19 protein-coding genes are annotated in these 25,353 nt (G+C 70.8%); 8 read left to right on the forward strand and 11 right to left on the reverse strand.

The window, feature by feature from the left end; genetic code table 11:
• Positions 1-16: 16 nt before the first annotated feature.
• Positions 17-511 carry an LURP-one-related/scramblase family protein gene (locus tag ACIQNG_RS20570; protein ID WP_401486670.1) on the reverse strand — a complete coding sequence of 165 codons (495 nt, stop codon included), beginning with the start codon at positions 509-511 and terminating at the stop codon, positions 17-19.
• A gap of 167 nt (positions 512-678) precedes the next feature.
• Positions 679-903, reverse strand: a complete 225-nt coding sequence (locus tag ACIQNG_RS20575; RefSeq protein WP_401437631.1) for a DUF6458 family protein — start codon at positions 901-903, stop codon at positions 679-681.
• A gap of 118 nt (positions 904-1,021) precedes the next feature.
• Between ACIQNG_RS20575 and ACIQNG_RS20580 the strand changes: the two genes are divergently transcribed.
• Positions 1,022-2,872, forward strand: coding sequence for an NHL domain-containing thioredoxin family protein (locus ACIQNG_RS20580; protein WP_401486672.1), 1,851 nt, complete (start codon positions 1,022-1,024; stop codon positions 2,870-2,872).
• 67 nt (positions 2,873-2,939) lie between these two features.
• On the opposite strand, the gene ACIQNG_RS20585 is transcribed toward ACIQNG_RS20580, so the two are convergent.
• From ACIQNG_RS20585 to ACIQNG_RS20595, 3 genes are all read right to left on the reverse strand, one after another.
• Positions 2,940-4,238, reverse strand: a complete 1,299-nt coding sequence (locus tag ACIQNG_RS20585) for a M18 family aminopeptidase (protein ID WP_401440800.1) — start codon at positions 4,236-4,238, stop codon at positions 2,940-2,942.
• A 315-nt stretch (positions 4,239-4,553) separates the two neighbouring features.
• The gene (locus ACIQNG_RS20590) at positions 4,554-6,380 is read right to left on the reverse strand and encodes an acyl-CoA dehydrogenase (RefSeq protein WP_401440807.1); all 1,827 of its coding nucleotides are present in this window, start codon (positions 6,378-6,380) and stop codon (positions 4,554-4,556) included.
• Between the two features lie 132 nt (positions 6,381-6,512).
• Entirely contained in the window at positions 6,513-7,379 is an 867-nt protein-coding gene (locus ACIQNG_RS20595; RefSeq protein ID WP_401440798.1) for an alpha/beta fold hydrolase, read from the reverse strand.
• Positions 7,380-7,526: 147 nt separating this feature from the next.
• On the opposite strand from ACIQNG_RS20595, the gene ACIQNG_RS20600 reads away from it, so the two are divergent.
• The 3 genes from ACIQNG_RS20600 to ACIQNG_RS20610 all read left to right on the forward strand — a co-directional run bounded on the left by ACIQNG_RS20600 (position 7,527) and on the right by ACIQNG_RS20610 (position 10,418).
• Positions 7,527-8,003, forward strand: coding sequence for an SseB family protein (locus tag ACIQNG_RS20600; RefSeq protein ID WP_401440796.1), 477 nt, complete (start codon positions 7,527-7,529; stop codon positions 8,001-8,003).
• Between the two features lie 283 nt (positions 8,004-8,286).
• A complete protein-coding gene (locus ACIQNG_RS20605; RefSeq protein ID WP_401440795.1) occupies positions 8,287-9,264 on the forward strand; it encodes a pirin family protein in 978 nt (325 codons plus the stop codon).
• Positions 9,265-9,365: 101 nt separating this feature from the next.
• The gene (locus ACIQNG_RS20610; RefSeq protein WP_401440805.1) at positions 9,366-10,418 is read left to right on the forward strand and encodes an AI-2E family transporter; all 1,053 of its coding nucleotides are present in this window, start codon (positions 9,366-9,368) and stop codon (positions 10,416-10,418) included.
• Positions 10,419-10,651: 233 nt separating this feature from the next.
• Here the strand turns inward: ACIQNG_RS20610 and ACIQNG_RS20615 are convergent, their stop codons facing one another.
• On the reverse strand, positions 10,652-13,045 hold the full coding sequence (locus ACIQNG_RS20615) for a SpoIIE family protein phosphatase (RefSeq protein WP_401486675.1): 2,394 nt from the start codon (positions 13,043-13,045) through the stop codon (positions 10,652-10,654).
• A gap of 247 nt (positions 13,046-13,292) precedes the next feature.
• On the opposite strand from ACIQNG_RS20615, the gene aspS reads away from it, so the two are divergent.
• Entirely contained in the window at positions 13,293-15,056 is a 1,764-nt protein-coding gene (aspS, locus tag ACIQNG_RS20620) for an aspartate--tRNA ligase (protein ID WP_401440791.1), read from the forward strand.
• A gap of 198 nt (positions 15,057-15,254) precedes the next feature.
• Here aspS and ACIQNG_RS20625 read toward each other — a convergent pair whose 3' ends face one another.
• The 4 genes from ACIQNG_RS20625 to ACIQNG_RS20640 all read right to left on the reverse strand — a co-directional run bounded on the left by ACIQNG_RS20625 (position 15,255) and on the right by ACIQNG_RS20640 (position 19,553).
• Positions 15,255-15,473 (reverse strand): type II toxin-antitoxin system VapB family antitoxin, encoded by a 219-nt coding sequence (locus tag ACIQNG_RS20625; protein WP_401486677.1) that lies wholly within the window; start codon positions 15,471-15,473, stop codon positions 15,255-15,257.
• 91 nt (positions 15,474-15,564) lie between these two features.
• Positions 15,565-15,930, reverse strand: coding sequence for a PH domain-containing protein (locus tag ACIQNG_RS20630; RefSeq protein WP_401440785.1), 366 nt, complete (start codon positions 15,928-15,930; stop codon positions 15,565-15,567).
• Positions 15,931-16,005: 75 nt separating this feature from the next.
• Entirely contained in the window at positions 16,006-17,739 is a 1,734-nt protein-coding gene (metG, locus tag ACIQNG_RS20635) for a methionine--tRNA ligase (RefSeq protein ID WP_401486679.1), read from the reverse strand.
• A 125-nt stretch (positions 17,740-17,864) separates the two neighbouring features.
• On the reverse strand, positions 17,865-19,553 hold the full coding sequence (locus ACIQNG_RS20640) for a VWA domain-containing protein (protein ID WP_401486681.1): 1,689 nt from the start codon (positions 19,551-19,553) through the stop codon (positions 17,865-17,867).
• Between the two features lie 237 nt (positions 19,554-19,790).
• Here ACIQNG_RS20640 and ACIQNG_RS20645 point away from each other — a divergent pair, with 237 nt between their 5' ends.
• A complete protein-coding gene (locus tag ACIQNG_RS20645) occupies positions 19,791-21,869 on the forward strand; it encodes a PhoX family protein (protein ID WP_401486682.1) in 2,079 nt (692 codons plus the stop codon).
• Positions 21,870-21,898: 29 nt separating this feature from the next.
• On the opposite strand, the gene ACIQNG_RS20650 is transcribed toward ACIQNG_RS20645, so the two are convergent.
• Positions 21,899-22,840, reverse strand: a complete 942-nt coding sequence (locus ACIQNG_RS20650; RefSeq protein ID WP_401440777.1) for a LysR substrate-binding domain-containing protein — start codon at positions 22,838-22,840, stop codon at positions 21,899-21,901.
• Between the two features lie 522 nt (positions 22,841-23,362).
• Here ACIQNG_RS20650 and snpA point away from each other — a divergent pair.
• On the forward strand, positions 23,363-24,031 hold the full coding sequence (gene snpA / locus ACIQNG_RS20655; protein ID WP_401486684.1) for a snapalysin: 669 nt from the start codon (positions 23,363-23,365) through the stop codon (positions 24,029-24,031).
• Positions 24,032-24,276: 245 nt separating this feature from the next.
• Complete coding sequence (locus tag ACIQNG_RS20660; protein ID WP_401486686.1) at positions 24,277-25,221, forward strand: endonuclease/exonuclease/phosphatase family protein; 945 nt, start codon at positions 24,277-24,279, stop codon at positions 25,219-25,221.
• Positions 25,222-25,353: the final 132 nt, after the last annotated feature.

Here is a 25,353-nt window from a genome sequence, read left to right on the forward strand (position 1 = left end):
CTGAATCCGACAGACCCTAGTCGTCCCCCCGCTCCTTCTCCGCCAGTTGGATCACGCACACCGCCACCGCGATCAGCAGCGCCGAGTCGGAGTCCTCGCGGACGACATCGACGCCGTACGTCTCCCGGACGCGCAGATAGCGGCGGGAGATGACGGCGAGGAGTTCACCCTCGTACTCGATGGCGAACTCGCGGTCGAGGATCTTGCCGCTGACGTCGAGTTCGGTGCCGTCGACCAGGCTGACCCGGTAGTGGTTGCGCAGCAGCGAGAGGCGTTTGCGGCGGATCCGGGCCAGCGGCTCGCCGCCGCGCTCGATCACCATGGTGTCCCGCAGGGCGAACATCTTCTGCCGGATGTCGATCAGCACCCTGCCCTGCGGGTCCTTCAGTTCGAACGTCTCGCGCAGCCGCATCGCCTTGCCGTCGACCAGGAACGCCTTGGTGCCACGGTCGTCCTCGATCCAGTAGTCGTCGCCGATGCCGAGGAGCCGTTCGCGTACGAGGAATCTCATGGAACGACGGGTTCCCCGGCCGCCGCTCCGCGACGCCGACGCTAGGCCGACGGGCGGAGTGGTCCCCGTCACCCGGGCTCGGCGGTCCGGACCTCGGTGGCTCGGACCCCGGTGGCTCGGACCCCGGCCCTCAGACGTTCGGGCCCCAGCAATGCCTGGGTAGTGCCTCAGTAGTTCCGTCGGTGCGGGTCGTCGTCCACGACCGTGGTGGTCGGCGGGACCACCACGCGGCGGCGGCGCGCGATGCTGCTGAAGATGGCCAGGCCGATCAGTCCGACGGCCATGAAGATCACGCCGACCAGGTCGAGATTGACTCCGTCCATCTCCCAGTCGGTAGCGAACGCGAGGATGGCTCCCACGGCGATGAGGATGATGCAACCGCCGAGACCCATGAGTGTCGCCTCCTGTCGATCGTCGGTTGTCCGTGCCGGTCCGACTCGCGTACCCCTCCTCGGCCGGGCCATACCCGCGTGTGACCCCCTGTTCACGACCGGATGGCAAGCTTGAAGCATGAACGACGCTGTCCCGGCGGAAGACCCCGCCCCCGCGCCCACGCCCCGCCCCCGCGCCCGTGTCCGTGCCCCCGAGCTGATCGGCGCGGGCGGCTGGCTCAACACGGGCGGCAGCGAGTACACCCTCGCCGACCTGCGGGGACGGATCGTCATCCTCGACTTCTGGACCTTCTGCTGCGTCAACTGCCTGCATGTCCTGGACGAGATGCGGGAGTTGGAGGAGAAGCACCGGGACACGGTGGTCGTCATCGGGGTGCACTCGCCGAAGTTCGTGCACGAGGCCGAGCACCGGGCGGTGGTGGACGCGGTCGAGCGGTACGGGGTCGAGCACCCGGTGCTGGACGACCCTGAGCTGGCCACCTGGAAGCAGTACGCGGTGCGGGCCTGGCCGACGCTGGTGGTGATCGACCCCGAGGGGTACGTCGTCGCCCAGCACGCCGGTGAGGGACATGTGCACGCCATCGAGCGGCTGGTCGCCGAGCTGGAGGCCGAGCACGCCGCGAAGGGCACCCTGCGCCGTGGCGACGGCCCGTACGTGGCGCCCGAACCGGAGCCCACCGTGCTCCGCTTCCCCGGCAAGGCGCTGCCGCTGCCGGGCGGAACGTTCCTGGTCAGCGACACGACCCGGCATCAGCTGGTCGAGCTGGCGCAGGACGGGGAGACGGTGCTGCGGCGGATCGGCGACGGCGGGCGCGGGCACGTCGACGGCCCGGCGGACCGGGCCCGGTTCCAGGAGCCGCAGGGGCTCGCCGCGCTGCCGGACGGGACGGTCGTGGTCGCCGACACCGTCAACCATGTGCTGCGCCGCCTCGACCCGGCGACCGGCGAGACCACGACCGTCGCCGGGACCGGCGCGCAGTGGATGCAGGGCGACCCGGTCTCCGGTCCCGCCCGTGAGGTCAGCCTCTCCTCGCCGTGGGACGTGGCCTGGTGGCAGGACCGGGTGTGGATCGCGATGGCCGGGGTCCACCAGCTGTGGGCGTACGACCCCGCCGACGGGACGGTGACCGTCACCGCCGGGACGACCAACGAGGGCCTGGTCGACGGACCGGGCGCCGAGGCGTGGTTCGCCCAGCCGTCGGGGCTGGCGGCGACACCGGAGCGGCTGTGGCTGGCCGACGCCGAGACGAGTTCGCTGCGCTGGGTGGCCCCGGACGGCTCCGTGCACACGGCCGTCGGCACCGGGCTCTTCGACTTCGGGCACCGTGACGGCCCCGCCGAACAGGCCCTTTTCCAGCACCCGCTGGGTGTCACCGCGCTGCCCGACGGCTCGGTCGCCGTCAGCGACACCTACAACCACGCCCTGCGCCGCTACGACCCCGCCACCGGCGAGGTCACCACCCTCGCCACGGATCTGCGCGAGCCGAGCGACGCCGTGCTGTCCGGCGACGACATCGTGGTCGTGGAGTCCGCCCGACACCGGCTGACCCGGCTGCGGCTGCCGGAGGAGGCCGTACGCGTCGAGTCGGTGGCCCACCGCACCCGGCGCGCGGCGACCGACGTGGCGCCGGGACGGCTCCGCCTCGATGTGATCTTCCAGGCGCCGAACGGCCAGAAACTGGACACCCGCTACGGCCCCTCCACCCGGCTCCTGGTCTCGGCCACGCCGCCCGCTCTGCTGGTCGGCGGCGCGGGCGCGGACACCGATCTGAGCCGGGACCTGGTGCTGAACCCCGAGGTCACGGAGGGTGTCCTGCATATCTCCGCGATGGCCGCGTCCTGCGACGACGACCCGGCCAACGCGTACCCGGCCTGCCATGTCCACCAGCAGGACTGGGGTGTCCCGGTACGGCTGACGGACAGCGGCACGAACCGACTGCCGCTGGTCCTCGCGGGGATGGACGACTAGGGCCTGTCGTTCGGATCGGCCCGGCGCCTGAACGCACCCGGCCCGCCGGCCGGGCCCGGGGCCGTGCTCAGCCCTCCAGGAACGCGATCAGCGCGTTGCCCAGCATGTGCGGGTCGTCCACCCCGCACAGCTCTCTCGCGCTGTGCATCGACAGGATCGCCACCCCGATGTCGACCGTGCGGATGCCGTGCCGGGCGGCGGTGATGGGGCCGATGGTGGTGCCGCAGGGCATGGAGTTGTGGGAGACGAAGGTCTGGAAGGGGACCTCCGCCTTCTCGCAGGCGGCGGCGAAGATCGCCCGCCCGGAACCGTCGGTCGCGTAGCGGTTGTTGACGTTGACTTTCAGGATGGGGCCGCCGTTGATCCTCGGGTGGTGCGTCGGGTCGTGGCGCTCGGCGTAGTTGGGGTGCACGGCGTGCCCGGTGTCGGAGGAGAGACAGACCGTACCGGCGAGGGCGCGGGCCCGGTCCTCCAGCGAGCCCCCGCGCGCGAGCACCGACCGCTCCAGCACACTGCCGAGCAGCGGCCCGTCCGCGCCGGTGTCGGACTGCGAACCGTTCTCCTCGTGGTCGAACGCCGCCAGGACCGGGATGTACGGCAGCCCGCCGCCACCGGCCGCGACCCCCGTCAGCGCCGCCGCACCGGCGTGCACGGAGAGCAGATTGTCCATGCGCGGGCCCGCCAGCAGCTCACGGTCCCGGCCCAGATACGCCGGCGGCTCCACGGAGTGCAGCATCAGGTCCCAGCCCGCGACCGAACCGGCCGGCAGCCCGGACTCCTCCTCCAGGAACGCGATCAGATCCCCGTCGCGCACATCGCCGCCGAGCCCCCACACCGGCTGGAGATGCCGCTGTTTGTCCAGCTTGAGCCCCTCGGAGGAGACCGAGCGGTCCAGATGGATCGCGAGCTGAGGCACCCGCAGCAGCGGGCGGTCGACATCGACCAGCCGTGTCGAACCGTCCCGCAGCGACAGCCGCCCCGCGATCCCCAGGTCGCGGTCGAGCCAGGAGTTCAGCAGCGGGCCGCCGTAGATCTCCACGGCCACCTGCCGCCAGCCGTGCGCCCCGGCGTCGGGCAGCGGCTTGACCCGCAGATTGGGGGAGTCGGTGTGCGCGCCGATGATCCGGAAGGGGGTGTGCGGCACCGCGCCCTCCGGGACGAACCACGCCACGATCGCCCCGCCGCGCAGCACATACTGGCCGCCGCTGCTCCCGCTCCACGCATCCGTCTCCGAGACCTGCCGGAACCCGGCCTTCTCCAGCCGCTCGGCGACGGTGGCCACCGCGTGGTACGGCGACGGCCCGGCCGCCAGGAAGGACATCAGGTCATCGGTGTGGCCGCGATCGAGGCGGGCGGGTTCGCTCATGGTGTTCACCTTAACGACGTACGAGCGTCCGCCCCCGGTGCCGGGAGCGGACCCTCGTACCGACGGTACGGGGAGGCGGGGGGCCTGCGGGGCCGCCGTACCGGGCCGTCCGGGGGAGGAGCGGGGCGGCTAGGGCCTGTCGTTCGGATCATTCCGGCGTCGCGGGGTCTGGCCCACGGATCTGCGGCGTTGTCGTCGGTTGCCGACGCTCCGCGTCGCCGCCCTCCTCCGCCGTGCAGCTCCACGCACCAGACCCCGCTCGGCCCGACCGAACAGCACCGCTTCCTACAGCCGGGCTGATCCAAGCGACAGACCCTAGAAAGCGGCCTCGTCCAGGTCCATCAGGTCCAGGTCCACGTTCTCGGCGATCTTGCGGGCCAGGGTCACCCCGGGCAGGACGTTGGCGGCGAAGAACTTCGCCGCCGCGATCTTGCCGGTGTAGAACGCCTTGTCCTTGGAGGACGCGGTCGGCAGCTTCTCAAGGGCGACCGCCGCGCCGCGCAGCAGCAGATGGCCCACGATCACATCACCGGCGGCCAGCAGCAGCCGGGTGGTGTTGAGACCGACCTTGTAGATGTTCTTGACGTCCTGCTCGGTGGCCGCGAGGTCGGTCAGCATCAGACCGACGACGGCCTCCAGCTCCACGGCCGCCTTGGCGAGGTGCTCGCGCGCCCCGGCCAGCTCCTCGCCGCCGGTGCCCAGCGCCAGGAACGTCTTGACGTCCTCGGCGAGGGAGTTCAGCGCGGCGCCCTGGTTGCGGACGATCTTCCGGAAGAAGAAGTCCTGGCCCTGGATGGCGGTGGTGCCCTCGTAGAGGGTGTCGATCTTGGCGTCCCGGATGTACTGCTCGATCGGGTATTCCTGGAGGAAGCCGGAGCCGCCGAGGGTCTGGAGGGACTGGGCGAGCTGCTCGTAGCCCTTCTCGGAGCCGTAGCCCTTGACGATGGGCAGGAGCAGGTCGTTGAGCGCGTGCTCGGCGGAGGCGTCCTCCCCGGCCGTCTCCTTGGCCTGGATGGTGTCCTGCACGGCCGCCGTGTGCAGCACCAGCGCCCGCATGCCCTCCGCGTACGCCTTCTGCGTCATCAGCGAGCGGCGGACGTCGGGGTGGTGGGTGACGGTGACCTTGGGGGCGGACTTGTCCATGAAGTTCGCCAGGTCGGGGCCCTGGACGCGCTCCTTGGCGTACTCCAGGGCGTTGAGGTAACCCGTGGAGAGGGTGGAGATCGCCTTCGTGCCGACCATCATCCGGGCGAACTCGATGATCCGGAACATCTGCCGGATGCCGTCGTGCTTGTCGCCGATCAGCCAGCCCTTGGCGGGGTGCCGGTCGCCGAAGGTCAGCTCGCAGGTGTTGGACGCCTTGAGGCCCATCTTGTGCTCGACATTGGTGGCGTAGACACCGTTGCGTTCGCCCAGCTCACCGGTCTCGAAGTCGAAGAGGTACTTGGGGACGAGGAAGAGGGAGAGCCCCTTGGTGCCGGGACCGGCGCCCTCCGGACGGGCGAGGACGTAGTGGAGGATGTTCTCCTCCATGTCGTGCTCACCGGAGGTGATGAAGCGCTTCACGCCCTCGATGTGCCAGGAGCCGTCCTCCTGCTGGATCGCCTTGGAGCGGCCGGCGCCGACGTCCGAACCGGCGTCCGGCTCGGTGAGCACCATCGTGGAGCCCCAGGTCTTCTCGACCGCGATCGCCGCGAGCTTGCGCTGCTCCTCAGTGCCCTCCTCGAAGAGGATCCGGGCGAACGCCGGACCGGAGGAGTACATCCAGACGGCCGGGTTGGCGCCGAGGACCAGCTCCGCGTAGGCCCAGATCAGGGACGGCGGGGCGGTGGTGCCGCCGATCTCCTCGGGCAGGCCGAGGCGCCAGTACTCCGAGTCCATGAAGGCGCGGTAGCTCTTCTTGAAGGACTCCGGGACCGGGGCGGTGCTGGTCACCGGGTCGAAGACCGGCGGGTTGCGGTCGGCGTCGGCGAAGGACTCGGCCAGCTCGTTCTCCGCGAGCCGGGTCAGCTCCTCCAGGACGCTCCTGGCGGTGTCGGTGTCCATCTCCTCGAACGGGCCGGTGCCGTACAGCTTGTCGCGCCCCAGTACTTCGAAGAGGTTGAACTCGATGTCGCGGAGATTCGACTTGTAGTGCCCCATGGCGATGGCTCCGTAGAGAGATCGGCGAGGCACTGACTCCTCGCGCTCAGTTCACGTACCAATTAGTAGCTACGATGATGCTACCCGTCGGTAATAAGAAGCAACCCCTCCCCGGCCAAGTGTGAGAAGGGTCTATCCGCCGGCCTCCGGACGCCCGCCCGCGGCCCCCGCCACCTCGGTGAGGAACGGCACGATCACCCCGCCCCACCTGGCCGGATCGTCCGCGAACGGCACATGGCCGCCGGGTATCTCCAGCAGCCGGGCGCCGGGGATGCCGGCCGCCGTGGCGCGGTGCAGCCGGGGCGGGACCAGCAGATCGCCCGTGGGGGAGATGACCAGCGTCGGCGCCCCGATCGCGGCCAGGTCCTCGCGCACGTCCACCCGCAGGGCCAGGTCCACCTGCTCGGGCATGCCCGCGGGTGAGGTCGCCCCCGTCCGCCGCGCCAGGTCGTCGGCGGTCCGCGGGTCCAGCGCCGCCAGCGCGTCGGAGCCGAGGGCCCGCGACAGCGCGAACCGTCCCAGGGTGTCCGGGTCGCCGCCGCGGCCCAGCGCCAGCCAGACCCGCGAGGCCAGCCGCAGTTCCGTGTCCGCGTACGGGAAGGGCGCGGTCAGCACCAGTGCCGTGACCCGCTCGGGATGCCGGGCGGCGATCCGTATCGCCACGGCCCCGCCCAGCGAGAACCCGCAGAGCGCGAACCGCTCCAGCCCCTCCGCGTCGGCCGCCGCCAGCAATTCCCCGGCCAGCTCGTCCAGTTCGAGCGGGCCGTCCGCGCGCGGGGTGCCGCCCGTGCCGGGGTAGTCCACGCCGACGACTCTGTGCCCGGCCGTCAGGGCCGCCATCAGCGGGCCGTAGTTCTCCTCCACGGACCCGGCGGCCCCGTGGGCGAGCAGCAGCCCGGCGGGACCGGTGCCGCGCACGGTGCGGGCGTAAGGCCGTACGCGTCGAGGGGCGGCGGGACGGGGGGAGAGGTCGTCGGCGGGGTCAAGCAGTGCGGGCATGGGCGTCTCCGGGCTCCCGGGAGGCGCGGCCGACCGGCCGCGATTTCTGTAGCGCTCGATAAGAAAACCGTAGCATCATTATCTATCGACCGCTACATAAATTTTGAGGACGCCACCGGCCCCCTCCCCCTCGGTACGCTTGCGCGCATGTACGGATACGGGCAGCCGATGGACAACGGTGGCGCGCAGCAGTACGCGCAGCCGCAGCAGATGCCCGGCGGTGTCGGGGGGTACGGGCAGCAGCAGCCGCTGTACCCGGAGCCGTCCCCGCCCTCGCTCGCCGACGCGGTACGGGCGTTCACCACCGGGCAGATGCCGGCCGAGGACTTCCAGCAGGTCTTCGCCACCTCGAAGGTGTACTGCCCGCGCGGCGACAACCCCGGTTTCCTCGCCCTGCACAACACCCAGCAGCCGGTCATCCCGATGTTCACCTCGCTCAAGGAGCTACGGCGCTACGCGGGCAAGGAGTCCAAGTACTTCGTGATCACCGGCGCCGAGGTGATCGACCTGCTGCCCACCGGCTACGGCTTCGTCCTGGACATGGAGGGCGAGCACCGGATGGTCTTCGACGCCAAGGCGGTCGAACAGATGGTCGACTTCGCGATGCGCAGGATGTACGGCTGACCCCACGCCCCCCCGCCCGGTCCGAGCAGGGGCCTGTCAGGGTCCGTCGGGGTCCGCCTGGGTCCGCCTGGGTCCGCCTGGGTCCATCGAGGTCCCGCCTGCGTCCCGCCTGGGTCCGTCAAGGTTCGCCAGGGTCCATCAGGGCCCGTCAGGGTCCGCCAGGGCGGGTCCATCTGTCCGCAACGGGTCGAGCCCGGAGGGAATGCCCTCCGGGCTCTTGCCGTTACGGGTGGCAGAAAGTTCAACAGTCAACTAATGTGGGTGTACCCAAGGAGGTACCGACATGCCTGCAGTGACCGTCGAGAACCCGTTGACGCTGCCCCGGGTGACCGCTTCCGCCGACGCCGTGGCCCGGCCCGTGCTGGCCGTCACGACCGCACCGAGCGGCTTCGAGGGCGAGGGCTTCCCGGTGCGCCGCGCGTTCGCCGGGATCAACTACCGCCACCTCGACCCGTTCATCATGATGGACCAGATGGGCGAGGTGGAGTACGCGCCGGGCGAGCCCAAGGGCACGCCCTGGCATCCGCACCGCGGCTTCGAGACCGTCACCTACATCATCGACGGGATCTTCGACCACCAGGACTCCAACGGTGGCGGCGGCACCATCACCGACGGCGACACCCAGTGGATGACGGCCGGTGCCGGACTGCTGCACATCGAGGCCCCGCCGGAGCATCTCGTCGTCTCCGGCGGTGTCTTCCACGGCCTTCAGCTCTGGGTCAACCTCCCCGCCCAGGACAAGATGATGGCCCCCCGCTACCAGGACATCCGGGCCGGCAGCGTCCAGTTGCTGACCTCCCCGGACGGCGGCGCGCTGCTCCGGGTGATCGCCGGTGAGCTGGACGGACACGCCGGTCCCGGTATCACCCACACGCCGATCACGATGGTCCACGCGACGCTGGCGCCGGGCGCGGAGGTCACCCTGCCGTGGCGGGAGGACTTCAACGGCCTCGCGTACGTGCTCGCCGGGCGCGGCTCCGTCGGCGCCGAGCGGCGGCCCGTCCACCTCGGTCAGACCGCGGTCTTCGGCGAGGGCTCGTCGCTGACCGTCCGCGCGGACGAGAAGCAGGACGCCCACACGCCGGACCTGGAGGTCGTCGTCCTCGGCGGCCGGCCGATCCGTGAACCCATGGCCCACTACGGCCCCTTCGTCATGAACACCCGCGAAGAGCTGCAGCAGGCGTTCGACGACTTCCAGAAGGGCCGCCTCGGCACGATCCCGGCGGTCCACGGCATGACCGAGAAGGGCCCGCAGAACTGACCCCGCCCCGCCGCGCGGGCGCACACTTGACACGCCGTCACCCGCCCGGGCCGTCAGGACAGGACAGCCCGGGCGGCGCGTGATCGGCTGGAGGGGTGCGCCTGCCACTGCCCGAGCCCGTACGACGTCTGGCCGCCTGGTGCGCCGTCATCCTGCTGGCGGCGGGCGTGGGGTGGGTCGGGATCCAGCTGATCGTGGAACTGCGTACGGCCGTCGTGCCCGTGCTGCTCGCGCTGCTCGGCACCGCGCTGCTCGGGCCGTTCCACCGGCGGATGGTGGGCGCCGGGATGCATCGCTCGCTGTCCGCCGCGCTGACCTGCGTCGCCGTGGTGGCCGTCGTGGGCGGCGCCGTCTACATCGTCGTCGCCGCGCTCATCGACACCGGCGACCAGATCGTGGCCTCGCTCAAGGAGGCCGCCACCTCGCTCGCCCAGCACTTCGGGGCGGCCGGCACCTCGCTCGACGACCTCGCCTCCAACTCCCGCGATCTGCTGAGCAAATTCGGCGGCACCGCCGCCTCCGGGGTGATCAGCGGGGTCAGCGTCGTCGGCGAGACCATCGCCCTGGCCGTCCTCGCGTTGCTGCTCGTCTTCTTCTTCCTCCGCGACTCCGACCGGGCCGCCACGACCCTGCGCAGCCTGTCGCCGCGCGGCACCGCCGACACCATCGAGGCGATGGCCCGCCGCGCCTTCCAGGCCGTCGAGGGCTTCATGCGGGGCACCACCCTCATCGCCTTCATCGACGCCGTGTGCATCACCGTCGGCCTGCTGATCCTCAAGGTGCCCGGCGCCGTGGGGCTCGGCGCGCTGGTCTTCGTGGGCGCGTACATCCCCTACCTCGGCGCCTTCCTCTCCGGCGCGGTCGCGGTGCTGGTGGCACTCGCCGACCGAGGGTTTGTGATCGCGCTGTGGGCGCTGGGCGTCGTACTCGCCGTACAGGTCCTCGAAGGGCATGTGCTCCAGCCGATGATCCAGAGCAGGACCGTGCAGATGCACCCGGCGGTCGTCATGCTCGCCATCACCGCCGGTGCCTCGGTGGCGGGGATCCTGGGCATGCTCCTCGCCGTACCGCTCACCGCCGCCGCCTTCGGGGTCATCAGCGAACTCCGCGACCACTACGCGCCCCCGCCGCGGGCGGCGGACGTACCGGACTGACCCCGGGCCGACACCTGGACGCCCCGGTCCAGGAGGGCAGGGACCTGGGCCGGGGCGGGCTGCCCGTGGGGCACGCGGGAGGGCTGCAAACCCTCACGGACAGTGATAAGAGGATACGGAGGGTGAGGTCGTCCGTGGTGTCCGCGACCGGTCAAACGCCCGGAACGGACGAAGCGGGGGCACGACGCCCGACCAGTCTCCCCCGCGTACGCCGCGCCCTCCGGGTCTCCTCCTCAAACCCCCTGCTCCCCGCCCCCGTCCACAGCCTCCACGGCCTCAACAGGCTCTACGGCGGCTACGGCCTCCGCAGGCTCCACGGGCTCCACGGGCTCCACGGGCTCCACGGGCTCGATGGGCTCGATGGCCTCCGCACCCTTCACAGCGGCCTCCACGGGCTCTACGGCCTCTGCCGGCTCCTCAGGCTCTACGGTGTTCTCCTCGTCCAGCCCTTCCACGTCGAAGTCGGCCACCGCCAGCTCCAGGGCGCCGGTGTCCCCCGTGGTCCCGCCGCGCCCCTCGTGGAGTTCGAACCAGATGCTCTTGCTGTCGCCGCGCGGGTCGACGCCCCAGGCGTGGGCCAGCAGCTCGATGAGGATCAGACCGCGGCCGGAGGAGGCCAGTTCGCCCGGGCGGCGCATGTGGGGAAGGTCTTCGCCCGCGTCGTTGACCTCCACCCTCAGCCGGCGCTCCCCCGGCTCCCCGCTGATCTCGGCGACGAGCAGCGCGTCCGTGTCGGTGTGGACCAGCACGTTGGTCAGCATCTCGGAGACGAGGAGCACGGCCGAGTCCGTCTGGTCGGCGGAGGACCAGTCGTGCAGCAGTTCGCGCAACTGCTGCCGGGCCACGGCGATCCGCTCGGGCTCGGCCTGTGCGACCGTCAGCAGGGTGCGCCGGGTCGGCGGGCGCCGTGCGGGGACGGTCTCGACGGAGCCGCAGCCGTCCCCCTGCCGGCAGAGCAGCAGGACGGCGATGTCGTCCTCGCGGCGGTCGGCGAGCGGGCCGGTGGTGTGGTGCGAGGACGGCCCGTGCACGGCCTGCACCAAGGCGTCGGCGAGCCCCTCCAGATCGCCCCGGTGCTCCTCCAGGGTGGTCCGGATCCGCTGCCAGCCGGTGTCCAGATCGTGGCCGCCGGTCTCGATCAGACCGTCCGTGCACAGCATCAGCGTCTCGCCGGGCTGGAGCGCGAAGGTGGTGGTGGGGTAGTCGGCGTCCGGATCGATACCGAGCGGCAGCCCACCGGAGGTGGCCCGTCGCAGTACGGTCCCGTCGGCCATCCGGATCGCCGGGTCGGGGTGGCCCGCGCGGGCGATGTCGAGCACACCGGTCGCCGGGTCGACCTCGACGTAGAGGCAGGTCGCGAAGCGCGGGTCGCCCCTGTCGTCGTGGTGGTGGCCGATGCCGTTGAGAAACCGGGAGGCCCGCGAGAGCACCGCGTCGGGGCGGTGGCCCTCGGAGGCGTAGGCGCGCAGGGCGGTGCGGAGCTGGCCCATGAGGCCGGCCGCGCGGACATCGTGGCCCTGGACGTCCCCGATGACCAGGGCGAACCGGCCGCCCTCACCGGGCAGCGGGATCATGTCGTACCAGTCGCCGCCGATCTGGAGGCCGCCGCCGGTGGGGACGTAGCGGGCGGCGATGCTCAGGCCGGGGATCTTCGGTCCGAGGGTGGGCAGCATGGAACGCTGGAGTCCGTCGGTCAGCTCGCGCTCGGACTCGGCGGCGACGGCCCGGGTGAGGGCCTGGGCGAGCATCCGGGCCACCGTGGTCAGCACGGACCGCTCGTCCGGGGTGAACGCCACCGGGTAGGCGAAGGCGGCCATCCAGGCGCCCATGGTCCGCCCGGCCACGATCAGCGGCAGGAAGGCCCAGGACTGGCGGCCGAAGCCCTTGGCGAGCGGCCAGGTGACGGGGTAGCGCGACTTGTACTGCTCCGGCGAGGAGAGATACACCGCGCGACCGGTACGGCAGACCTCGGCGGCCGGATAGTCGGTGGCCAGGGACATCGCGGAGAAGGGGTCCTCGTCGCCCGGCTGCTGCCCGTGGTGGCCGATGATCGTCAGCCGGTCGGCCTCCACGCCGAAGACCGCGAGGCCGTCCGGGGTGAAGCCCGGCATCGAGAGACCGGCCGCGACCCGCAGCACCTCCGCCGTGGACCGGGCCTCGGCCAGCGCCCGCCCCGCGTCCAGCAGGAACGCCTCACGCGAGCGCCGCCAGTCGCCGGTGACGGCCCGGCGTCCGGCCGGGGTGCCCGGAGTGGGCTCGGTGACCTCCTGGAGGGTGCCGATCAGCTCGTAGGCCCGTTTCTCGGGGTCGAAGGTCGGCTTGGAGCGGCTGCGGACGACCCGGACGATCCGGCCCCGCTCGTCCATGACCCGGATCCGTACCTCGGCGAGGGTGGCCTCGGCCACCGCGAGCTGGACGACGCCGGTGATCTCGTTCCAGTCGACGGGGTGCAGTCGGGCCCGGACCTGGGCCTCGGTCAGGGTGGTCGGCTCGGCGGGCAGCCCGAGCAGTCGGGCGGCCTCGGCATCCACCGTGACCTGCCCGATCGAGGTATCCCAGTGCCACAGTCCGGTCGCTAGGGAGGCGAGAACCTGCCCCACTGCCGGCAGGGGCTCACCAGTGCGCATTGCCCCACTGTAAGAAGATGTGATCGAACAGTGCCACTGATGCCGTTTGTGAGGTTGATCGACGGGAGGGCCGGCGCCGGTCATGCGGGGGAGGCGGATCCCGGTCGGCCGGTACCCTGGGGGCGACGTTTCACGTGAAACACCACGGCTTCCGAGCGTCAGAACCTCTGGAACCACCGAGTCCCTGAAGCTCTGAATGTCCGAACCTCTGACCCACTCCCGATCAGCGAAGGCTGGATGAACGACGATGCATCGGTACAGGTCCCACACCTGCGGCGAGCTCCGCTCCTCTGACGTCGGCACCGACGTCCGGCTGAGTGGCTGGCTGCACAATCGGCGCGACCTGGGCGGCATCCTCTTCATCGATCTGCGCGATCACTACGGCATCACGCAGCTCGTCGCCCGCCCCGGCACCCCCGCCTACGAGGCCCTCGACAAGGTCTCCAAGGAGTCGACGGTCCGGATCGACGGCAAGGTCGTCTCCCGGGGCACGGAGAACGTGAACCCGGAGCTGCCGACCGGGGAGATCGAGGTCGAGGTCGGCGAGGTCGAGGTGCTCGGCGCCGCCCAGCCGCTGCCGTTCACGATCAACGCCGAGGACGGGGTCAACGAGGAGCGGCGTCTGGAGTACCGCTTCCTCGACCTGCGGCGCGAGCGGATGCACCGCAACATCATGCTGCGTTCGGCGGTCATCTCGGCGATCCGCCACAAGATGACGACGCTCGGCTTCAACGAGATGGCGACCCCGATCCTGTCGGCGACCTCCCCCGAGGGCGCCCGCGACTTCGTCGTCCCGTCCCGGCTGAACCCCGGCAAGTTCTACGCGCTGCCGCAGGCCCCGCAGCAGTTCAAGCAGCTGCTGATGATCTCGGGCTTCGACCGCTACTTCCAGATCGCGCCCTGCTTCCGGGACGAGGACGCGCGCGCCGATCGCTCGCCGGGCGAGTTCTACCAGCTCGACGTGGAGATGTCGTTCGTCGAGCAGGAGGATGTCTTCCAGCCGATCGAGCAGGTCATGACGGAACTCTTCGAGGAGTTCGGCGGCGGCCGTCATGTCACCTCCCCGTTCCCGCGCATCCCGTTCCGCGAGGCGATGCTGAAGTACGGCTCCGACAAGCCGGACCTGCGGGCCCAGCTGGAGCTGGTCGACATCACCGATGTCTTCGAGGGCTCCGAGTTCAAGGCGTTCGCGGGCAAGCATGTGCGGGCGCTGCCGGTACCGGCCGTGCAGGACCAGCCGCGCAAGTTCTTCGACCAGCTGGGTGAGTACGCGATCTCCCAGGGCGCCAAGGGCCTGGCCTGGGTCCGGGTCGCCGAGGACGGCTCGCTGACCGGCCCCATCGCCAAGTTCCTGACCGAGGAGAACGTCAAGGTCCTCACCGAGCGCCTCGGCCTCGCCGCCGGGCACGCCGTCTTCTTCGGCGCCGGTGACTTCGACGAGGTCTCCAAGATCATGGGCGCGGTACGGGTGGAGGCCGCCAAGCGGGCCGGCCACTTCGAGGAGAACGTCTTCCGGTTCTGCTGGATCGTGGACTTCCCGATGTACGAGAAGGACGAGGAGACGGGCGCGATCGACTTCTCGCACAACCCGTTCTCGATGCCGCAGGGCGGCCTGGAGGCCCTGGAGACCCAGGACCCGCTCGACATCCTGGGCTGGCAGTACGACATCGTCTGCAACGGCATCGAGCTGTCCTCCGGCGCCATCCGGAACCACGAGCCGGAGATCATGCTCAAGGCGTTCGAGATCGCCGGCTACGACCGGGACACCGTCGAGGAGAAGTTCGCGGGCATGCTCCGCGCCTTCCGCTTCGGCGCCCCGCCGCACGGCGGCATCGCCCCCGGCGTCGACCGCATCGTCATGCTCCTCGCCGACGAGCCCAACATCCGCGAGACCATCTCGTTCCCGCTCAACGGCAACGCCCAGGACCTGCTGATGGGCGCCCCGACGGAACTGGACGAGACCCGCCTGAAGGAACTGCACCTCTCGGTGCACAAGCCGCAGCCGAAGTAGGTCCCGCACGGGGAAAGGGCCGGAGACCGATCACCAGGTCTCCGGCCCTTTCGGTTCCTGGACCGGTTCTCGGGCCGGTCCTCGGACCGGTTTCCGCGCCGGGTCTCGGACCGGTTTCCGGGCCGGGTCTCGGGCCGGTTTCCGCGCCGGTTCTCGGACCGGTTTCCGGGCCGGGTCTCGGGCCGGTTTCCGGGCCGGTCATTGCCCGGAGCGCTCCCGGTCTTCGAGGACATCGAAGTCGAGGAACGTGTCAGCGCTCTCCTGGAGCCGGCGCAGGGCCCGCCCCCTGTCGTCCGCGCTGATGGCCGCCGCTGTCGTCAGAGCCCGATTGATGGTGTCCCGCTTGGTCTTGGTGCCGAGCTGCTGCTGAGCGAAGGCCAGCATGTCGTCATCGATGTCGACCAGGGTCCTGGACATGTGGACTCCCACGAAAAGCTCGGTTGATATATAGCTCCCGCCAAGATATGAACCGAGCCCCGGAGTGGAACCGCGTGAAGATGCGCCCGGGTCAGCGGGCCACGAACTGGGTCAGGATGGCCTGGACCTCGTAGATGTCGACGCCCTTGGTGAAGGTCTTCTGGATCGGGGCCGGCGAGCCGGAGAGCCAGATCTTCAGTTCGGCGTCGAGGTCGAAGGTGCCGGCCGTCTCCACCGCGAAGTGCGTGATGCTGCGGTACGGGATGGAGTGGTACTCGACCTTCTTGCCGGTGATGCCCTGCTTGTCGACCAGGATCAGCCGGCGGTCGGTGAACAGGATGGTGTCGCGGACCAGCTGGTACGCCGCGTGCACCTGCTCGTTCTGGCCCAGGAGACGGGCGTAGTCCTGCTGCGCCTGTGCCGGGTCTATCGCGTGCGCGTTTCCGAAAAGTGCCATGGTGAATCCCCCCACTTGATGATCGTCCGGACTGTATATCGCGTAAGTGGGGGGTTTGGCCATGGGATGACGGGGCTACTGCCCGTTCTCGGCGGGCTCGCCGCCGAAGCGCTCCTTGTACGTCGCCAGGTCCTCGTCCGTGAGCTTCGCGAACAGCACCGGGGGGACCGTGAAGGGGACGCCGGGCGTCAAGGTCGTCAGGGCCTTCGCCTCGGCCTCCGTCACCCACGTCGCGGTGTCGTCCGCCAGCGCGAACGCTCCGCGCATCTCGGCCGACGCCGACGGGATGATCGGCTCCGACACCACCGCGTACAGATGGATCAGGTTCATCGCCGTGCGCAGGGTCAGCGCCGCCGCGTCCTTGTCCTTCTTGATCTCCAGCCAGGGGGCCTTCTCCTCCAGATAGGAGTTGCCCGCCGACCACAGCGCGCGCAGCGCCGCCGCCGCCTTGCGGTACTGGAGGGCCTCCATCTGGGTCTCGTACTCCGCCAGCAGACCCGCGATCTCCTCGCCCAGCCTCGTCTCCGCCTCGCCGGGCGCGCCGCCCGCCGGGACCTCCTCGCCGAAGCGCTTCTTGGAGAACGACAGCACCCGGTTGACGAAGTTGCCGAGGGTGTCGGCCAGGTCCTTGTTGACCGTCGCCGTGAAGTGCTCCCAGGTGAAGGACGAGTCGTCCGACTCCGGGGCGTTGGCGATCAGGAAGTAGCGCCAGTAGTCCGCCGGGAGGACGTCCAGCGCCTGGTCCGTGAAGACACCGCGCTTCTGGGACGTGGAGAACTTTCCTCCGTAGTACGTCAGCCAGTTGAACGCCTTGACGAAGTCCACCTTCTTCCACGGCTCCCGCACGCCCAGCTCGGTCGCCGGGAACATCACCGTGTGGAAGGGGACGTTGTCCTTCGCCATGAACTCCGTGTAGCGGACGGTGTCGTCGGCCTCGTACCACCAGGACTTCCAGTCCCGGATCTCGCCCTCGGGGGCCGCGTCCGACCACTCCTTCGTCGCGCCGATGTACTCGATCGGGGCGTCGAACCAGACGTAGAAGACCTTGCCCTCGGCCGCCAGCTCCGGCCAGGTGTCCGCGGGGACCGGGACGCCCCAGTCCAGGTCACGGGTGATCGCGCGGTCGTGCAGGCCCTCGTTCAGCCACTTGCGGGCGATGGATGAGGCGAGCTGCGGCCAGTCGCCCTCGTGGACGCTGATCCACTCCTCCACCTCGCGCTGGAGCTTGGACTGGAGGAGGAAGAGGTGCTTCGTCTCCCGGACCTCCAGGTCTGTGCTGCCCGAGATCGCCGAGCGGGGGTTGAGCAGGTCCGTCGGGTCCAGGACCCGGGTGCAGTTCTCGCACTGGTCGCCGCGGGCCTTGTCGTAGCCGCAGTAAGGGCACGTCCCGACCACATAGCGGTCCGGGAGGAAGCGGCCGTCGGCCGGGGAGTACACCTGGCGGATCGACCGCTCCTCGATGAAACCGTTCTCGTGGAGGCGGCGGGCGAAGTGCTGGGTGATCTCGCGGTTCTGCGGGCTCGAACTGCGGCCGAAGTAGTCGAAGGCGAGGCCGAAGCCGTCGTAGACCGCCTTCTGGGCGTCGTGGGCCTGCGCGCAGAACGCGTCCACCGGGAGGCCCTGCTCCTTGGCCGCGAGTTCCGCCGGGGTGCCGTGTTCGTCCGTCGCGCAGATGTACAGCACGTCGTGGCCGCGCTGGCGCAGGTACCGGGCGTAGACGTCCGCCGGGAGCATGGACCCCACCATGTTGCCCAGGTGCTTGATCCCGTTGATGTAGGGAAGGGCGCTGGTGATGAGGTGTCGAGCCATGGCGGCTGCTCCCGTGGTGGTTGCTGCGTGAACCTTCGAATCGTAGCCGACATGGGTGGGCCGCCCGCCTCTCGTTCTAGGGGGTGAGAAGGCGGGCGGCCGGGGCGTTGCTTCTCTTCTGCCCGCTACGGTCGCCAGTTCTTGAGGATGCCCTCGTAGAGTTCCGCGTCGGTCAGTTCCCGGGGGGTCTCACCCGCGAGGAAATACGACGTGTTCGGGGTCTTCAGCTTTCGGAGATAGTCGAACGCCTTGTTCTCCGGGTCGCCGAAGGCCACGAACGCGAAGTGGATCTGGGGGTGGGACTTCGCCGCGGCGGCCAGGGCCTGGTTCGCGGGGGTTTTCGCGTCCGGGGCGCCGTCGGTCTGGAAGACGACCAGGGCGGGGGGGTTGGTGGTTTTGGTTTTGGTTTTGGTTTTGGTGGTGGTCCTGGGCTTGGGCTTCGGGGTGGTCCTGTCGTAGTGCGCTACGACGTTCTCGATCGCGGCGTGGTAGCTGGTGCGGCCCATGCGGCCCAGGGTGGCGTGGGTGTCGTCGATCTTCGTCTCGTGATCGGCGAGGGTGAGGTCGGCGGTGCCGTCCACCTCCGTGGAGAAGAAGGTGACGTGGACGGTGGCGTCGGGGGCGTTCGGGTCCAGGTGCGCCGCCAGGGCGAGGGTCTGGTCGGCCAGGGCCTGGGCCGAGCCGTCCTTGTAGTACGGGCGCATGGACGCGGAGCGGTCCAGGACGAGGTAGATCCTGGCTTGGGGGTGGGGGGTGGGGAGGGTGGCTGTGGTGGTGGCTGCGGCTGTGGTGTAGGCCGTGAGGAGGGTTGCGGGGATGGGGGGGTTGGGTTGGGGGGTTGCGTCGGCGTCGGCGGTGGCGGCGGCTTCGGTGGCGGTGGCGGTGGCGGTGGCGGTGGCGGTGGCGGTGGCGGCGGCGGTGGCTTCCGGGTCCGGGGTCGGTGCCTCGGCCTCGGCTTCGCCTTCGGCCTTGGTGTTCCCACCCGCACCACCCGTGCGGGTCTCGTCGTCGGGTGCGGGTGGGCCCTGCTGGGGCTGGTCGTCGTCGGCGGCTTCCGGGTCCGGGGTCGGTGCCACGGCCTTGGCTTCGCCTTCGGCCTTGGTGTTCCCGCCCGCACCACCCGTGCGGGTCTCGTCGTCGGGTGCGGGTGGGCCCTGTTCGGGCTGGTCGTCGTCGGCGGCTTCCGGGTCCGCGGGGGGCGCCACGGCCTCGGCCTTCTTCGGCTCCGGCTCCGGATCAGTTTTCGCTTCCGGTTCCGTGAGCGTCTCCGGAGTCGGCTCGGTGGTGGGCTCCTCGGCCTTCGGGGCCTCCGCGTTCGCCTTCGGGGGTTCCGTCGGTTCTCCCCTTGTCGGGCGGGGGACCGTCACGTTGTCGAAGGCCGCCGAGACCAGGTCGTGTGCTCCGGGGGAGGACGCCCGGGGTTCGGGGACGTGGACCGGGGTCGGTTCCTGGGACGGGTTCGGGATGGTCGGGGTCGCCGCCTTCGCCGGGGGCGTCGCGGGCTTCGGCTCGGACGCCGGGGGCTCCCGGCGGGGGCGTTCCTCCGTGGCCGTCGCCGTCCCCGTCGACGAGGACGAGCCGGTCGCGGACGCCGGCACGGTCGCCGGGGCCGTGGCCGTGGTCGTGGCCGGTGCCGTCTCGGGCTCGGCGGGCTCGGTCGCCGCTGTCTCGGCGGCGGCCGACTCCGTCGCCGGCGTCTCGGCATCGGTCGTCGTGGGCTCGGCCGCCGTAGGCGTGTCCGCACCCTCTGCCTCGGCCGACTTCGCTCTGCGTGAGCGACCGAATGCATTCCGCAGGAGAGTGAGAATGCCCATGTGCGCAACCCTTCGCGTGAGTTGATGCCCGTGAAACCCTGGCCAGGACGGACACGTAAGGTTAGCGGGCCTGGAGGGTGATCTTGGGGAGGGTTCACAACTGGGCCCCCGTCCATGTCAAGTCCCCATGGAAACCTTCGGTTCACTCGGCGTTCATCCGTCGGCTCCGCTCCCGCACAAACGTGCTCCTAGCGTCCGTCTCGCTGGATATCAGGGGAAGCTAGGGGAGTACACACCGTGCGCATGCAGTTGCCCATCATCAGAACCTCGTCCGACGGCCACACCGGTGCCCGTTCCGCGCTCACCTGCCGCTTCCGCTGCGGTGACGCCTGTTTCCACGAGGTGCCCAACACCTCGGACAACCCGTACGTCGGTGACGTGATCGCGGGCGCGCTCAGCCGCCGCTCCGTGATGCGCGCCGCCGCCGTCGTGACCGCCGCCACCGCGGCCGGGTCCGCGCTCTCCGTGGGCGCCGCCCCCGAGGCGCAGGCCGCTCCGGGCGCCGCCGCCGCGGCCAAGCGGCACGGACGGGACAGGTCCGCCCGCGGACTGCGGTTCACGCCCGTCGCCCCGAACACCGCCGACGCCGTCACGATCCCGGACGGCTACCGGCAGAACATCGTGATCCGGTGGGGCGAGCCCATCCTGCGGGGCGCCCCGGCCTTCGACCCGGACAGGCAGAGCGCCAAGGCGCAGGCCGGGCAGTTCGGGTACAACAACGACTTCCTCGCCCTGCTGCCCGTGCCGGGCGAGCGCCACCGGCAGATCCTCGTCGTCAACCACGAGTACACCGACGAGGTCCTGATGTTCCGGGGCTACGACTCCGACAACCCGACCCGGGAGCAGGCCGAGATCGGCTGGGCCGCCCACGGGCTGTCCGCCGTCGTGGTCGAGGGCGACCGGAAGACCGGCAGGCTGACCGTCGTACCGCGGCATCCGCTCAACCGCCGGATCACCGCCACCAGCGAGTTCAAGGTCACCGGCCCGGCCGCCGGCTCGCCGCTGCTGAGGACCTCCGCCGACCCGACCGGCACCAAGGTGCTCGGCACCCTCAACAACTGCGCCGGCGGTGTCACCCCGTGGGGCACCACCCTGCACGGCGAGGAGAACTTCAACCAGTACTTCGCCAACGCCACCCGCCCCACCGACAAGCGCTACGGCCTCGGCGGCGGCGCCACCGACCGCAAGTGGGAGCGGTTCGACCAGCGCTTCGACGTGGCCCGCGAGCCCAACGAGCCCCACCGCTTCGGCTATGTCGTGGAGCTGGACCCGAGCGACCCCACCTCCACGCCCCGCAAGCACACCGCGCTCGGCCGCTTCAAGCACGAGGGCGCCACCGTCCGGCTCACCGACGACGGCCGCCCGGTCGTCTACTCCGGTGACGACGAGCGGTTCGACTACTTCTACAAGTTCGTCGGCAGCAAGCGGATGAAGAAGGGCTCGTCCCGCGCCGCCCGCGCGCACAACCTCTCGCTGCTCGACGAGGGCACCCTCTACGTCGCCAAGCTCACCGGCGACTCCCCCGCCATCGAGATCGACGGCAGCGGCAAGCTGCCCCGCGACGGCGAGTTCGACGGTTCGGGGCGCTGGATCCCGATCGCCACCGCCACCGCCAAGGGCGCCGTCTCGCACGTCGAGGGCATGACCGCCGACGAGGTCTTCGTCTTCACCCGGCTCGCCGGTGACAAGGTCGGCGCCACCAAGATGGACCGGCCCGAGGACGTCGAGCCCAACCCGCACTCCGGCAAGGTGTACGTCGCCCTCACCAACAACACCAACCGCGGTGTCGGCTCCAACGCCAAGGCCGACGAGGCCAACCCGCGCAACGCCAACAAGCACGGGCAGATCCTGGAGCTGACCGAGCGCTGGAACCGGGCCGACGCCACCAGCTTCGCCTGGACGCTGTTCCTGGTCGCCGGTGACCCCGACGACCCGGCGACCTACTTCGCCGGGTTCCCGAAGGACGACGTCAGCCCGATCTCCTGCCCGGACAACGTCGCCTTCGACGACCACGGCAACCTCTGGATCTCCACCGACGGCAACCAGCTCGGCTCCCACGACGGCCTCTTCGGCGTCGCGACCCGCGGCGACCGGCGCGGTGAGCTGAAGCAGTTCCTGACCGTGCCCAAGGGCGCCGAGACCTGCGGCCCGGTCATCCAGGAGCGTCGTGTCCTGGTCGCCGTGCAGCACCCGGGCGAGCTGGACGGCGCCTCCGCCGAGCAGCCGCTGAGCGCCTGGCCCGACGGCCCCGGGAAGATCAACCGGCCCGCCGTCGTCGCCGTCTGGCGGGCCGACGGCGACGACATCGGCGTCTGACGCCGGGGGGTCCCGTGGAGTCGGGCACGTTAAGGGAGGGCTGGGACCGGCGGTCGCCTCACACCGTCGTCTTCCAGCCATTCCCGGTACGCCGGGGCCTGCCGGGCGGCCTCCCAGTACGCCTCCGCCAGCGCGGGGAAAACCCCGTCCAAGTCGGTCTCCGTACGGCCCGCGAGCAGCAGCCGTACGCCGATGGGGTCGCCGCGCAGTCGTCGTACGGCCATGTCCGGGCCGGTGGCGGTCGGCTGGCACACCGTGATCACCTCGCCGGTCGCCACCAGGGCGCCGGCGGTGTGGTAGTCGCCGTGCAGGACGACGGGGCTGACACCGGCCGTGCGGAACATCTGCTGCACGGCGTCCCACTCGCCGTCCACCGACGAATCGATCATCCAGCGGTCGCCGGCCAGGTCACTCGGGTCCACCTCGGTCTCGGCGGCGGCCGGATGGTCGGCGGGCAGCGACACGAACTGCGGTTCCCGCTCCATCAGCACCCGGACCCGGAGTTCGGACGGCACCCGCAGCGGACAGCCCTCCACCTCGTGCACGAAGGCGACGTCGAGTTGCCCCTCGGCGACCATGCGCAGCAGGACGTTCGGGGAGAGGTTCATATGGAGGGTCGGGTCGAGCCCGTGGACGCGCAGCCGGCGCAGCCAGCCCGACAGGGCCTTGCTCGCCGTGGAGCCGACCCGCAGTTGGGGGCCTACGGTCGCGGCGGCCCGGGCCTCCGTGACCAGGGAGCGCATTTCGGCCAGCAGGGGGCGGGCCCGGCTGAGCACCAGCCGGCCCAGCGGGGTGGGGCGGCAGCCGGAGCGGGTCCGCAGGAACAGCGCGCCGCCGAGCGCCTGCTCGATCCGGCGCAACTGGGTGCTGAGCGACGGTTGGGCGACCCCCAGCTGACGGGCGGCCCGGTGCAGACTGCCGGAGTCGGCTATGGCGCACAGCGCGCGGAGGTGTCTCACCTCTAGCTCCATGCTCGTGGAGAGTAAAGCGGAATCAAACGTTTCACCAGACGCACAAACCGCCTGGTACATACGCCAATTGGGACCCGGGAGGGGTGGGATTCGGAAGGGCGATCGGGGCGGGGGCGGTCGGGGTTCCGCCGGGGTTCCGTCCGTGTTGCGCCCGTGTTCCTTCGGGGTCCGTCGGGGTGCCTTCGGGGTCCTTCGAGGTCCTTCGGGGTGCCTTCGAGGTCCTTCGGGGTCCTTCGGGGTTCCGTACGTGTCTTGTTCACGCACCGCCCGTGCCTGGTCCGTGCCTGGTCCGTGCTTGGCCCGTGCTTGGTCCTGGCTTGGTCCTGGCTTGGTCCTGGCTTGGTCCTGGCTTGGTCCTGGCTTGGTCCTGGCTTGGTCTGTGTTTTGTCCGGACTTCGTCGGTTTTCCGGCCGTACTTCGTCGGTGATAGGGCCGTGCTATCGCCGGTTGCCATCATCACAGCGGGCACACAGGCGCCGAAACTCTCGTCGTGAACGACTCACCCCCACCAAGGAGTCTTCGATGAGAATGTCCCTGACCGCCCGCGCGGCGCTGTCCCTCACCCTCGGACTCGCCACCGCCGGCCTCGGCATGACGGTCCCCGCGAACGCCGCCCCCGCCCCCGAGGCCACGGGCACCATCGCCGGATACACCGGCAAGTCCGCGGAGGCCCAGGCCACCCGGGCGTTCTTCGAGGCGGTACTGGACTCGGTCGCCGAGAAGCGCGCCGCGAACCCGAAGTCGGCCGCGGCCGTCACGGTCGTGTACGACGCCTCCCGCGCCCCGAGCTTCGCCTCGCAGATAGCCCGCAGCACCCAGATCTGGAACAGCTCGGTGACCAACGTCCGTCTCCAGGCGGGCTCCAACGCCGACTTCACCTACCGCGAGGGCAACGACCCGCGCGGCTCCTACGCCTCGACCGACGGACACGGCCGCGGCTACATATTCCTCGACTACCGGCAGAACCAGATCTACAACTCCACCCGGGTGACCTCCCACGAGACCGGCCATGTCCTCGGTCTGCCCGACAACTACCGCGGCCCGTGCAGTGAGCTGATGTCCGGCGGCGGCCCCGGCACGTCCTGCACCAACCCCAACCCGAACGCCGCCGAGCGCGCCCGCGTGGACCGGCTGTGGATCAACGGTCTCAACGCCGCGATGGACAAGGCCCTGGAGAAGGCCGCCCGCTAACCTCCCCCCAGTCCCCCCCACTCCCCCCTCAGTCCCCCAGCTACCCAGTCCTCCAGTCCCCCCACGGAGCACCCTCGGCAAGACCCACCCCCCACCCCGTACGGCCGCCCTCCTGCACTGGGCGGCCGTACGCGGTTGTGGGGCAACCTTCCGCCCCGCCCTCCCGTCCTTGAGAAAGGGCTTTTGAAGCCCTTGGGGCCCTTGAGGGACCTGCGGCCCTTGAGGCACTTGAGGAAGGTGGGAGGATGCGGTTCCGGATCTGGTGCGCCGTGCTGCTGCTGGCCGGCGTGAGCGTGGTCGTCGGATGCCGGGTCGCCGACACCGACGGCATCACCCCGGTGACGCAACTGCTCGCCTTCCTGCCGTGGCTCCTCGCGCCGACCGGGCTCGCGCTGCTGCTGGCCGGGCTCGCCCGGTGGTGGGCCGGGGTGGTCTGGGGCGTGGCCGTACTGGGGCTGCTGGCCTGGTTCATCGAGCCGTACGGGAAGGTCACCACCCCCGACGGGACCCCGCTGGCCACCTTCCGGGTACTGACCGCCAACGTGGAGTACGGCCGCGGCACCCCCGCCCTGGTCGACCTCGTGCGCGAGGAACGGCCCGACCTCGTCTTCGTACAGGAGTGTCCCGACCACTGCGGCACGGGGCTGCGTGACGGGCTGGGCGCCGACTATCCGTACCGGGCGGCCGTCGAGGGCGAGGGCGCGGACGGGTCGGTGATCCTCAGCCGGACGCGGCTGACGCCCGCCGAGCCGCTGCCCGGGACCATGGGCATGCCCGCGGCCGTCGCCGAGGTGGGCGGGCACGACGTACGGCTCCAGCTCGCGCATCCGATGCCCCCGCTCCCCGGCGCGCTGGGGGTGTGGCGCGAGGAGCTGCAGACGCTGGAGGAGTGGGCGCGGCGGCAGGACGGCGCCCCGGCCGTGCTCGCCGGGGACTTCAACGCCTCGCAGGACCACGCCGCGTTCCGCCGCGTCCTGGACGCCGGGATGGCCGACGCGGCCCGGCTCGCCGGAGCCGACCGCACCCCCACCTGGCCCGCCCGCACCGCGCCGCCGCTCGGCGCGCAGATCGACCACGTCCTCGTCTCCCGAGACTTCTCCGTCCGCACGGCCCGCTTCCTGGACCCGGCCGGCACCGACCACCGGGCCCTGCTGGTGGAGCTGACGCTGCACCGGGGGCGGGAGCGGTAGCCCGCGGCGCGGGACTGCCGTGAGGACGGTCAGCGGAGGCCGGTCGTGGGGGGACGGTCGGCGGAGCCCGGTCGTGGGGGCACGGTGAGCGGAGCCCGGTCGTCGGGACACGGCACTGCGGCGGGGCGCGGC

The organism is Streptomyces sp. NPDC091377 (assembly GCF_044757045.1).
GTDB lineage: Bacteria > Actinomycetota > Actinomycetes > Streptomycetales > Streptomycetaceae > Streptomyces.